Origin of the sequence: Streptomyces scabiei 87.22 (assembly GCF_000091305.1) — a bacterium.
Classification (GTDB): Bacteria; Actinomycetota; Actinomycetes; order Streptomycetales; family Streptomycetaceae; genus Streptomyces; species Streptomyces scabiei.
On sequence record NC_013929.1, the window covers coordinates 4,529,553 to 4,541,518 of the forward strand.

Genomic DNA, 11,966 nt, shown 5'->3' on the forward strand with positions numbered 1-11,966 from the left:
CCGGTGGACGGGAACGCGTCGTCAGCGGGGCGGACGGGCGGCTGGGACGGACTGGGGAGCCAGGACGCGCAGGGCGGCGGTCTCTTCGTCCTTGGAGAACCAGCTGCGGTCGGACGTCTGCCGGAGCGGCACCTCGACGACCGAGGCGCTGTTGGTCACCGACTTCTTGTCCGCGTACGGGTGGACGCCCAGGCGCTGGCCGCCGCGACGGTTCCCTCTGCGGCTCTGGCGGCGGCCCAGCAGGGCCGAGACCAGGATGAGCAGCAGGATGAACGTCCAGAGCAGCGTCATCGGGCTCGCGTAGTGCCGGAACTTGACCCAGAAGGAGCTGGTGTCGTGCCAGGCGAACGTCTGGTTCTGCTTGACGGCGATGTCACCGTGGGCCCGGGTGGTGTCCACGGCGCTCGGGCCGACCCCGGAGATGACGTTGTACGTGATGACCGACTCCGAGACCCCGCCGACCATGGTGATCCCGTGGTTGGTGCCGTCCTGGATCGTGTTGCCGCGGATCTCGCCGACCGAGTCCCGGACGTAGATGCCGGTCTCGGTGCCTTCGACGATGTTGCCGGTGATCGTCGCGGCGGTCACTCCGTCGCGCACCGAGATGCCCTGCCGTGACTGGCCGGTGAGCCGGTTGCCGGTGATGGCGACCTTGGTGGCGTCCTTGCGGGCCACGATGCCCATGTCGCCGCCCTCGACCCGGTTGTTCTGCACCCCGACGTCCTTGCCGCCGAAGATCTCGATGCCGTAGTGGCCGTTGTCCCTGGCGATGCTGTCGGACACGGAGTTGGAGCCGTAGCTGCTGATGGACTCGCCGGACGCCGAGGGGCCGCTGGCGAGCGGACGGCCGCTGAGCGTGAACCCGTTGCCGCCGTTGCCCTCGGCCGTGGAACCGCTGACCCGGACCTGCTCGGTGGCGCGGGCCAGCACGAACCCGTCGCCGCCGTTCTCCTTGGAGACGGTCCGCTCGACCACGGCGTTGGTGACGAACCGGTGCAGGACCAGGCCGTGTTCCAGGCTCTTCCGCACCGTGCTGTCGCTGATGCTGACGCCGTTGGCGCCGGAGAGGAACAGCCCGTAGGCGTTGCCGGTGAGGGTGGAGTGGCCGATCTCCGCGGACACGTAGGAGAGGCTGGGCACGGAGAACCGGGTGTCCGGCGTGGCCAGCGAGCCGGAGGGCTGCGCCACGACGCCACCGCTGCCGGCCTTCGTCCCCGGCGACACCGTCGAGTCCTCGATGTTGCCGGTGTCGGGGCGGTCGGTCCCGGTGAGGCTCAGGCCGCCGGTGCGTCCGCTCCAGAAGCCGAGGTCACCGACCTTGGCGTACTTCATGGAGAACTGGCCGCCGATGGCCCGGATGTAGGCCCGGCCGTCCCGTACGTCCTTGTCCGGCTTGTTCTTCTTGTCGTTCCAGCTGGTGATCCGCAGGGGCGCCTGCGGGGTGCCCTCCAGGGTGAGCCGGCCGCCGAAGGAGACGATGCTGACGAAGCCCTTGTTGCTGCTGGCCATCCGCAGCGTCAGTCCGCCCGGGTTGGACAGCTTCAGCTTGGCGCCCGCGTTGAGATAGATGTTCTCGGTCAGCAGGTAGGCCCCGTCGGGCTGGCGGACGAAAGTCTGCGGAGCCAGTTCCAGCAGGTCGGAGACGGTGTAGGCGTTGCTGCGCTCGGTGAGGACCAGGGTGTAGCCGTCGCCGGTGTCCAGCCGGTACGGCGCCTTCCACTCACCGCCCTTCAGGGGGGCGACGGCGGCCACCGCGCGGACCTGGTCGAGGCGGTGGTCCTCGGCGGCCACGAGCGCGGTCTCGTTCTCCGCGTCGGCGGCGTTGACCCGGGGCTTGTCGTTGCCGTCGGCGGCCGGGGAGGCGGCCGCCGAGGCGAGTATCAGACCGGCGGCGAGGGGCAGCACGACAGCGCCCCTGAGGGTCCGCCGGACGGCGGAAAGCGGGTGACGCGTCATGACTGCTGAACCTCCGGCCACGTGGACGCGGTGACCCGCGTAGAACTCCCCAGGGAGGCGGAGTCCTGTCCCTCTCCACCGATACGGTCGCTGGTACGGGTCAGCCAGCCCTGCCTGTTCATCGTGAGGAACGCGTACAGCTTGATCGGCAGCGAGATCATGATGACGACGAGGGCGAGCAGCGGCAGCAGCAGCAGCTCCTGCGGGTGCTTGCGCAGATGCGAGTAGCCGCGGATCCCGCGCCCGACGAGCAGCCAGACCAGGACGAGGAACACGCCGCGGCCGGTCAGCTCCAAGCGGCTGAACAGCAGGTATCCGAGCGCCATGCCCATGGTCACGGGCGTCAGCAGGATCTGCAGCACGGTGATCTTGGTGACCAGGGGGACCCGCCAGAGCCAGCCCTTGTAGAGGGCGGTCAGGTAGCAGCGGTAGGAGTTCCGGCTCCAGCGCACGCGCTGCTTGACGAAGGCGCGGAAGGAGGAGGGGAACATCGATATCGCCCGCGCGGACGACTGGTGCACGGTCTTGTAGCCGGAGGCCAGCACCAGCCAGGTCAGCCGCCCGTCGTCACCGGCGACACAGCGCCGGCCGAGGAAGAACTCGTTCTCCAGGTTCTCCAGCACGGGCTCGATCGCGGCCCGCCGGTAGGCCGCCGTACGGCCGGACAGACAGGCCACGGCGCCGGCGCGGCCCATGGCCGGGACGTAGTCGTAGTAGCGGAGGTTGACGAGCCAGTCGGCGATCCGCCGCCAGACGCTGGTCCTGCGCTGGTAGACGTTCTGCTGGGTGCCGACACCGCCGACCTCGGGGTCGACGAAGGGCATCTGGACGGCGGCGAGCAGCCCCGGCTCCCAACGGGTGTCCGAGTCCACGAGCACCACGAGCTCGCTCGTCGCGGCGCGGATCCCCACACCCAGCGCCGACCGCTTGCCGCGGTGCTCGAAGGCCAGCACGCGCACCCGCGGGTCCCGCACCTGCGACAGCCGGTGCAGGACCTCCGTGTCGTCCACGTCCGGGACGATGATGACCTCGGTGGGGTCCTGCTCCAGCCATGTGTCGAGGCAGTCCAGCAGGATGCTCGCGTCCTCCCGGTAGGCGGGCACCACCACGGACACGGTGGTCCGGTAGTTGTTCACCACGGGTTTGGCGAACCGCGAGAGCACGGCCCGATAGAGCCACAGGCCCCAGACGAAGGCGCCGGCGATGCCCAGAGGCATCAACTCACGCCACGATGTCTCGGCGGTCGCCATGACTATCCATGACCAGACATCGTCGAAGAAATCCGACACGAACCCAGAACCCCCAGCCGGAGCCTTGTCCAAACACGTGGACGAAATGTGCGACGTTCGCGGTCTACGCGGGGAAATCTAGGGCCGAATTGGCCCCTCTCGACACACGAGAAACACAGAGTTCACCTGCCGAAGTCACCAAAGCTCCGCAGAGTGAATCCGCATCAGCGAACAGCACACGCTGTCCTGCCCCCGCACCCGGTCGGCCCGACCGCCCCCACGCATCGCCAAGTCTCTTCATCAGCAAAGCACTTGAGGACATCCCCGAACAGGAACCGACCTTCCTAGGACACTTTGCCTCTCGCCCCCCGTACCCTTCGCACAAACAAACCGAATGTGACACACATCACGACCACCATAATCGCTCCAGCGAACACACGCCACACCCGCCTCACCAGATCGTCACCTCAACCACCAAGGGCCCGTGCGCCCCTGGGGCCACGGCGGCCGGGACACGAGGTCCGGCACACCGTCCGGATCACGGAACAGCGCGTGCGACGAGAGCCGTTGGCCGGCGCCGCGCAAACGACGCCGCACGAACGGCGGCGAGAGCGCTGCACGAACCGCGGCGAGAGCGCCGCACGAACGGCCTGCGGCGGACGCACGAAAACCCAGGCCGAAATCCCGGCCTGGGTTTTTGTGCGGAGCCACATCGATATGACCGTTGCGGCCACATCGGCGTGGACGTACGGTCAGTCCTCCAGGCGGACCGGCATCAGGACCGAGAAGGCGCCCTCGTCGTCGGGCCGGCGGATCGCGATCGGCGCCGTGGGGGCACTCACCTCCAGAGCCAGTCGGTCCCAGGTGCCGGCAGCCAGCGCGTCCAACGCGTCCAGCAGGAAGCCACGGTTGACCCCCACGCGGTGCGCAGCGCCCGCACCGTCACCGTCGCTGTCGCTGTCGCTGTCGGAGCAGAGGGCGACCGTGCCGTCGTCCTCGACCCGGAGCACACTGAGGTCCGCTCCGGCCTCCCCGGAACGGACGGGCCCGGTCTCCAGCGCCTCCCGGAAGGCCGCCACGTCGACGAGGGCACGGCGCCCGCCGTCGGCGGGGAGGAGACGGCGGTAGTCGGGGAAGTCGTGGTCGAGGCACTGACCGGCCGCCTGCCCGTCCCCGGCGTCCAGTGTCACGCGGTCACCGTCGACAGCGAGGCGTGCGGTTCCCCCGCCGACCGACAGCGCCCGCATCGCGTCGACGAGCGGGGTGGGCACAACGGCCTGGACCCGGCCCTCGTCGTGCCCGGTGATTCCGGCCCGCGCGACGGCCATGCGGTACCGGTCGGTGGCCACGGTCCGCAGGTTCCCGCCCTCGATGTCGAACAGGACCCCGCCGAGCATCGGCAACCCGGGGTCGGTACTCACCGCGAAACGGACCGTGTCCAGCGCGGCTGCCAGCTCGGGTGCGGCGACGGACAGCCGGACGGAGGCGATACGGAGCGAGGTCATGGCGTTCTCCCTGTGGTCGAGTAGTGCTCGGAGTGCGGAGAACTCACCGCGGGCGTCCGACAACCTCTGTCCGAGCCGGTGCAGATGCGCCTTGAGCAGCTCCCGGACCAGATCACCGTCCGCGGCCGACCAGCCGGCCAGCACCAGCCGGATGTCCGCCAGCGGCATACCGGCCCGCCGCAGACGGGCCAGCAACCGGGCCTCCTCGAGCTGCTCCGGTGCGTACCAGCGATAGCCACTCACCGGATCCACCCAGGCCGGCACCAGCACCCCGGCCCGGTCGTAGAACCGCAGGGCACTCACACCCAGGCCGCTGTCGCCGGCCATGTCGCCGATGCTGCGCATGTCGTTCTCCACACCCGGCACTCTCATCCCTGAACAAGGTCGAGGGTCAACCCGCCTCCGTACGATCGACCAAGGCCGAGCTCCAAGGGGTGCGGACCTGGTAGCCGAACATCAGGGCGCCGGATTCGTCGCCGATGTGTCGGCGCCGAGGGTGAACGCGTCGGCGAGAACGACCGGCCGGGCCTGCTCGGCGTAGGACAGGCTGATGCCCGGCTTCTCGGGACACCGAGTCGTGACCACTCCTGCCGCAGCGCAACGCACGGGCGCACGAGCCGCCGGGTGGCAGCTGGACGATCCCCCCGGCGTCACCACGGTCACGGACACCACCCGCTACGGCAGGACCGAGGTAATCACCTGGGGTCGGATGCACCCGAGCCTCACCGACCGCGGTCTGCGGCAGGACCACGCCAAAAGGAACTGGGCTTCCCACACGGAACGTTGATCCATGTACCGGGGTCCCCTGCCGGCCGTCGCGATCCGGACCAACCGGTCCCGTCAGGCCGCCTCCCGGCGACCGTCGCCCTCGACCACGTTGGTGCCCTCGGGGATCGGTACGCGGTACACACCGGTGATCTCGTCCTGGTAGTCCCACTTGCTGAAGGACACCGTCTTGCCCGGCCTGGGCGCGTGGATGATCTGGTGTCCCTTCGGGTCCCAGACCAGGCCCACGTGTCCGGACGTCCCGTCGCCGTTGGGCCGGAAGAAGATCACGTCTCCCGGCTGCGCCTCCGACAACGGCACCTTGTGCGCCCTGAGATAGGGCTGCTGGTCGCGCGTCGTGCTCCCGATGTTGATCTTCCCGCCGCTGGCCATGTAGTACGCCCACTGCGTGAGGCTGGAGCAGTCGAAGCTCTTGGGATTCTCGCCCTGCAGACGCGGCGCGCCGTACACGTACGGGGTCCCGAGGCCGCGCTGGGCCCAGCCCAGCACCGCCCGGATCACCGGGTCGTCGGAGTCGGGCAGGACACCTGTGGCGCCCGCTCCGTCGGGAGCGACGGCCGCGCTGCCGTTCTCCTCCGCGCAGTCGGCGTACTGGGCGTCCTTCGCCGGCTCGTTGGAGCCGGGCACCGTGCCGTAGTCCGGGTTCGCGCTGAGCCGGCCCGCCACCCAGGCATCGGGGTCCACCATGCCGGGTCCCGCGTCACGGCCGCCGACGAAGGGGTTGTCCACCCCCGGTACGCGGACCTCCCAGTGCAGGTGCGGGCCGGTGACATTGCCGGTCGCACCGACCAGGCCGATCCGGTCGCCGCGCTTGACCTGCTGGCCGCGCGTCACATCTATGCGGACCTGGTGGGCGTAGAGGGTGATCACACCGTCCTTGTGCTCGATCGTCGTCATGTTGCCGTACGAGCCGCCGGGGCCCGCCGAGACGACCGTGCCGTCCGCCGCGGCGTAGATCGGGGTGCCGGTGGGCGCCACGAGGTCGAGTCCCGTGTGGTAGCCGAGGCTCCACATGCTGCCGGACTTGTGGTAGGGCGTCCCGGCTATGTACGTGCCCTGCTTCATCGGCCACTGCCAGCCGTCACGCCGCTCCGCCTCGGGAGCGGCGAGGATGTCCGTGTCATCGTCGGCGACCGTGTACCCGGCCGGGCTCAGCGCAGTGGTCAGACCGGCGGCGGTGACGCTGCCCACGTTGGCCGTACCGTTCAGCGGCGGGGTCGACCAGTCCCGGGGGGCCGAGGCGGCGATGCTGAGGGCCTTGCCCACCTGTGCGTCGTTGCCCACCGGCTCGGGGATGTCCGACTGCTGTCCCAGGGTGGGGAAGTCGGGGTTCTTCTCGACGGTCTCCTTCAGATGCGCGTACCAGCGCTTGATCAGGTCCTTGTCGCCGGTGAGCTCGCCGCGGTAGCGGGCCGCCTGGGTCAGGACGACGCGCGGGTAGATCGTGTTGGAGGCGTTGGAGCCCGAATAGCTCAGCAGCGCCTGCCAGGGGCCGCTCTCGACCTTCTTGGCGTGCAGGAAGTTGGCGGCCGCCCAGGAGGCGTCGTCAATGTTGTACAGGTCTTCCTTGCCGTCGCCGTTGCCGTCGTCGCCGTAGTCCTGCCAGGCCGGGTTCCCGAACTGGAGGATGCCCATGTACCCGGCCGAGTTCTTGCCGCCGGGCGCCGCGGACTTGTCCTGGCCGAACTTGGTCTCCTGGTACATCTGCCCGGCGATGATCGTCCAGTCGAGGCCCTCGTAGTTGGCGGCGCCGCGCATGGCCGCGAGGATCATCTTCGGGGGTATCTCGTTGCGCGCGGTCTCGCTCGGCATGTACATCTTGCCGGCCGGCATGATCGGGTTGGTGGCCGCCGCCGCGCCCGTGTTGCCCGCGTTCGCGTTGTCGGCGTAGTCGGTGCAGGAGGCGTTGCTGCTCCCCGCCCCCAGCCCGCCAACCATGTTCATGACCATGATGGTGGCAACGAAACACGCGCCGCCGCTCAGCAGGATGCCGACCGCCGCGACCTTGGTCTTGCGACCGGGCTTCTTCCCGCCCTTCTTGCCGCGCTGACCGTCCAGCAGTTGCTTGGCCTTCTGCGCGGTCTTGGCCGCCTTCGCCGCCTTCGCCGCGGCCGCCAGTACGGCGGGAGCCACCATCGCTACATCACTCCCCGGCCTGGTCGGAGGCGCCCACGTCCCCGAGGCCGAAGACGTCGAAGCCGGACACGACCCACCGGCCGCTCTTCTCCTCGACGCTCACCAGCCAGCGGTTGGTCTCGGTGGTGGTGTCGCCGGCCGCCGTGGCGGTGGCCGTCACCTTCACCAGGCTGGAGATGCTCCGGCCGCTGTTCCGTGTCACGTCGGCCGAGATCACCGCGTCCCGTACGACTTCGGCGTCACCTCTCGAGGAGCACTTCTCGGCGACGCAGGTGTCCCACGCCTTACCGGTCGGCAGGGCGGTCAGTTGCTTCATCCGTGTGTCGTCCACGGTGAGTTCGAGCAGCGGGCCGCTCCAGGCCCGGCTGTCGCTGCGGTGGTCGTAGGTGGTGATCCCGGCCATGTACCGGGCCATCACGGCGTGTGCCCGGGACAGTTCGGCACCGGTCACGATCGGGGAGGGCCCGCCGCCGGACGGCTCGTCCGTGTCCGAGGAGTCCTGACCCCCCGTGGCGGAGTCTGTCTGTCCGGTCGCGGCAGCCGCCGGACCGTCCTCCTCGCCGCCCTCGTCGTCCCCGTCGAAGACGGTGAACATCACGAGCACGAGGACGAAGAGGATGCCGAGCACCCCCAGGGCCAGAAGCCCGGTGCGCTTGTCGTCCGCAGGCAGCTCCACGTTCCCGTGTCTCCTTCGTGTACTGGGCCGTGCGGCGGCATGGCCAGGGTGCTCGCCGACACGGTAGGGGGAGGGGCGCGAGGAGATCCGGGCGTTTTCCTCGGTGGGAAAGGGGCGGGAGAAAGGAAGGAATGCGGTACCCCGCCCGCACCCCCGTGACCGCCCCGATCAACCACGGGTGGCCCTCCCGGGGGCCGGGTCAGGAGACGAGGATGCCGATCAGCAGCACCAGGACGACGATCCCACCCATGACGATCCGCGCCGTCGGATCCTCGCGCTGCCAGAGGTTGTGGACCGCGGACCAGCCACTCAGCCGGGCAGCCCGACCGCTCTGGACGCGCCGGCTCCAGTGCTGCTCGTCGTCCTCGACGTGGACGTCCTCGTCTTCCGGCCCGGGATCCTCGTCGGGCCCGAAGCCCACCGGCATGCCCTGCTGTTCCTGCGCCACCAGTACAAGGGGCTCCAACAGGTCAGGAATGGTGTTCGGAGTGAGTGGATGGACGAACGTGCCGTACGGGGTCTCCATGCACAGCCGGGCCTGCCAGGGGTTCCCCGGCTCGTAGCCGTCGACCCAGGCCCGGTCGGCCTGGAACATCTGCGGGACCGGCGTGGGTTGCGCGACGAGGGCAGGAGCCGACGGGGCCTGGGCAGGAACCGAGGGAGCCGGCGAGGGGACCGAGGGGGCCTGCTGCGCGGCTGTGTCCCAGTTGCGCGGGTCGGGTATGTGCGGTTGCCCGTTCTGGTCGCTCAACTCTCGTCCTTCGCCTAAGCCTGACGTTCGGGTCGTGCCGGAGCCGACATGATCCGCATGACGGTCTCGGTCCCTGGATGTTCGGGAGACATACGGGTACGCGGGACGGACGTGCCTCGCGCATTGTGATCCAGGACGGGGCGACGGCACAGGGCGCCTCCCGCGGATTCCCGCTCCGATTCCTCACTTCGCCTCCGGGGAATCCGTTCGGGAATTCATCAAGTCCCGGACAGGCACCGGCGGGAAAAGGAAAGCGGTTCGGCGACCGGTCTTTGTCACACTGCCTGCGCACCTGGCCGGACCAGGGCCCGTCGTACAGCCCGGTGATGCGGGCAGGACCACTGACGGGAAATCAACTGGCTGGAGTTACCGACTCGATGACAGACCACAACAGCTCTGCTGGCGCGGTCGGCGGAGGCCAGCCCGCAGGGCAGCCCGGGCCCTTCGGTCCTCCCCAGCAACCCTGGCAGGGACAAGAGCCTGCGCAGGCGCAGGGGCCCGACGACCAGCACGGCGGCTACGCCCAGCGGGGCGGGCAGCCGCAGCAGTCGTGGCAACTGTCGCCCGAGGCGGCCCGCGCACAGGTCGCCGCGGCCTGGGTCCGGGGCGCGCCCCAGGCAGGGCAGGCCGCCGTGCCCGCACTGCCGCCGCGCGAGTCCCGGCCCACGACGGGGTCCAAGAAGGAGAAGCGCGAGCAGGCGCGGGCCGCCCGCAAGGCCGAGTACGAGGCCAAGAAGGCGGCGAAGCAACAGCGCCAGAAGGGCGGGACATCCGCCAGGAAGAGCGTCCCGGCCGGAAGGTCCGCGCAGGCGACGGCACCGGCGCAGAGCCCCGTACCCGCTCCCGCCCCGGCGTCCGTGAGCACGGCCGTGGGACCCTCGGCCGGCGCTTCGGACCAGGGCGGAAAGACCGCACCGCGCAAGTCCTCGGGCGACTTCGACGTGCCCAGGCCGGGCGGCCGCCTGCCGTCCGGCGGGCGCCGTACCCACGTCGGTCTGCGCGCGGCCCTGCTGATCACCACGGGCCTGTTCGCGCTGGGCTCGTGCGGTGTGACGGGACTGCTCATCGGGAAGTCCTCGGGGGCGGGCACGACCGCTCTGGACCAGGACGACGTGGCCCGTTACGGGCTCACCGAGTTCCCGACGCAGCAGGCGGCCGCGTTCGCGGAGCAGTACGCGACCCTCTGCCTCACCTACTCCCCGGAGACCGCGTCCGATCGCCGGGCGGCACTCGCCCGGTACACGTCCGCGGGCGTCGATCCCGAGTGCGGCTGGAGCGGCGAAGGCACCCGCAAGGCGCTCACCGCCACCTGGGACGGCACCAGCGAGAAGCTTCCCGAATACAACGACCACGGTCGCTACCTGGGCATCCAGGTACGTACGGACGACGGCGGGCTCACCACGCTGACCGTCCCCGTGTACGTCAAGAACCTGACGACCGGCGAAGGCATACGTATCGCCGGCGACGTCGGTGAGATGCCCATGCCGCCTCGCTCGGACGTGCCGGAGGTCGACCGGGACAGCGAGGACGTCGACACCGCCCTGGGCCAGCAGTTGCAACAGACCGTACTTCCGGGCTACTTCGAGGCGTGGGCCAAGTCGGACAGGACCACCCTGGCCCGCTTCACCGCACAGGGCGCCACGCTCGCCGCGACCACCGGGTTGTCCGGCCGCCTGTCCGAACCACAGGTCAACGACGTGGTGGCGCTGGTGCCGAAGGGCGTCCAGGGCTCCGCTCCGTACTCCTACAAGACCGGGCAGGCCGTAGAGCTGCGGGTGGTCGTCGACTGGGCCGACCCGGAGGGGGACACAGCGCGGCGCTCGTACCGGATCACTGTGGTGAACACAGCCCAGGGCTGGTTCATCAAGGACATCCGGGGTGGCTTGCTCGATGCCGAGGGCGGCAGGGGCGACGACGAGCAGACCGAGCCCTCCAAGGACGAGCCGGGCACCGGCAAGGCCACTCCCTCCGCTCCGGCCGCCTCCTCCTCACCGGGCGACGGGTCCTCGCAGGACGAGGAGGCCGGCGCGAACTGAGGTCAGGGGCCGCTCCTGTCCTTGTCCACCCGCAAGACGACTGACGCCACACGAGTAACTCTGTGAGAGGAACCACCATGCAGCTGCTGGCCGCCACCACCCTGGACTCCATGTTCACGGAGATCCAGGACATTCTCCGGACCGCGGGGGCGACGGTCGCCATCATCGCGCTCCTCATCCTCGGCATCCGGATGCTCATCTCCATGAAGCAGGGCGAGGGTCTGCGCGAGGCCTTCCAGGGCTTCGGCATGATCGCTCTGGCGGCCCTGATCATCGGCAGCGCGAGCGGTCTCGCCGGTGTGCTCATCTCCCTGGGCACCCAGATCGGTGGCGACGGCTGATCCCGCTCATCCACCACCACTACTAGGGGAGTTCGGAGCGATGACGCAGGAAGCTCCCACGCCACTGGTCGCATACGACCACACCGACCTGGTGAACCGCCCGAAGCGGATCTGGAACTGGGGCAACATCCCGCTTCCGGGTCTGCTGCTGCCCGCGCTGGGCGCGGCCTTCGGCTTCGGGCTGTTCTGGCTCGTGCTGTTGTTCACCACGTCCACGTTCCTCCCTTTCCTCAGCCTGTCGATGCTGACGGCGGTCATCTACTTCGGGCCGCCGCTGGCCGTCTACTTCGTCTGGGGCAGACCGCTGCCCTCGGCACTCACGCTGAGCCACCAACTGGTCGTGTGGGCCGACTGGTGGTTGCAGCCCAAACGCCTTCAGGGGCTCGCCGCGGACCAGGAGCCGGAGGAACTGCACTGGCAGGTCATTCTCTGGAAGCCCGGCGCACCGCGCTGGCACGCGCGGTACGACGCCGCGCGACAGGCCGCCGCCGCACGTGGCTCGGCCTTCACCGCGAGGGACCGATGACCACCATCCGACGCCAACTTCCGC

Annotated in this window: 10 protein-coding genes; 3 read left to right on the top strand and 7 right to left on the bottom strand. The window is 69.7% G+C overall.

Going from position 1 to position 11,966, the window contains the following annotated elements; genetic code table 11:
- Positions 1 to 21 precede the first annotated feature (21 nt).
- The 7 genes from SCAB_RS19180 to SCAB_RS19210 form a co-directional block, all read right to left on the bottom strand.
- Positions 22 to 1,956 (bottom strand): right-handed parallel beta-helix repeat-containing protein, encoded by a 1,935-nt coding sequence (locus tag SCAB_RS19180; RefSeq protein WP_231885082.1) that lies wholly within the window; start codon positions 1,954 to 1,956, stop codon positions 22 to 24.
- Complete coding sequence (locus tag SCAB_RS19185) at positions 1,953 to 3,206, bottom strand: glycosyltransferase family 2 protein (protein WP_046773817.1); 1,254 nt, start codon at positions 3,204 to 3,206, stop codon at positions 1,953 to 1,955. Before SCAB_RS19185 ends, SCAB_RS19180 begins: the two co-directional genes overlap by 4 nt.
- 731 nt (positions 3,207 to 3,937) lie before the next feature.
- The gene (locus SCAB_RS19190) at positions 3,938 to 5,035 is read right to left on the bottom strand and encodes a DNA polymerase III subunit beta family protein (protein WP_078580334.1); all 1,098 of its coding nucleotides are present in this window, start codon (positions 5,033 to 5,035) and stop codon (positions 3,938 to 3,940) included.
- A 111-nt stretch (positions 5,036 to 5,146) separates the two neighbouring features.
- On the bottom strand, positions 5,147 to 5,275 hold the full coding sequence (locus SCAB_RS49060) for a hypothetical protein (protein ID WP_013001731.1): 129 nt from the start codon (positions 5,273 to 5,275) through the stop codon (positions 5,147 to 5,149).
- A gap of 255 nt (positions 5,276 to 5,530) precedes the next feature.
- The gene (locus tag SCAB_RS19200; protein WP_037729800.1) at positions 5,531 to 7,612 is read right to left on the bottom strand and encodes a peptidoglycan DD-metalloendopeptidase family protein; all 2,082 of its coding nucleotides are present in this window, start codon (positions 7,610 to 7,612) and stop codon (positions 5,531 to 5,533) included.
- A 7-nt stretch (positions 7,613 to 7,619) separates the two neighbouring features.
- A complete protein-coding gene (locus SCAB_RS19205) occupies positions 7,620 to 8,288 on the bottom strand; it encodes a hypothetical protein (RefSeq protein WP_013001733.1) in 669 nt (222 codons plus the stop codon).
- A 199-nt stretch (positions 8,289 to 8,487) separates the two neighbouring features.
- Positions 8,488 to 9,039, bottom strand: a complete 552-nt coding sequence (locus SCAB_RS19210; protein WP_013001734.1) for a hypothetical protein — start codon at positions 9,037 to 9,039, stop codon at positions 8,488 to 8,490.
- Positions 9,040 to 9,416: 377 nt separating this feature from the next.
- On the opposite strand from SCAB_RS19210, the gene SCAB_RS48045 reads away from it, so the two are divergent.
- From SCAB_RS48045 to SCAB_RS19225, 3 genes are all read left to right on the top strand, one after another.
- Positions 9,417 to 11,075, top strand: a complete 1,659-nt coding sequence (locus tag SCAB_RS48045) for a conjugal transfer protein (RefSeq protein WP_197696210.1) — start codon at positions 9,417 to 9,419, stop codon at positions 11,073 to 11,075.
- A 77-nt stretch (positions 11,076 to 11,152) separates the two neighbouring features.
- Positions 11,153 to 11,416: a hypothetical protein gene (locus SCAB_RS19220; RefSeq protein WP_013001736.1), complete on the top strand. Its 264-nt coding sequence runs from the start codon at positions 11,153 to 11,155 to the stop codon at positions 11,414 to 11,416.
- Positions 11,417 to 11,456: 40 nt separating this feature from the next.
- A complete protein-coding gene (locus SCAB_RS19225) occupies positions 11,457 to 11,942 on the top strand; it encodes a hypothetical protein (RefSeq protein ID WP_013001737.1) in 486 nt (161 codons plus the stop codon).
- The last annotated feature ends 24 nt before the right edge of the window (positions 11,943 to 11,966 follow it).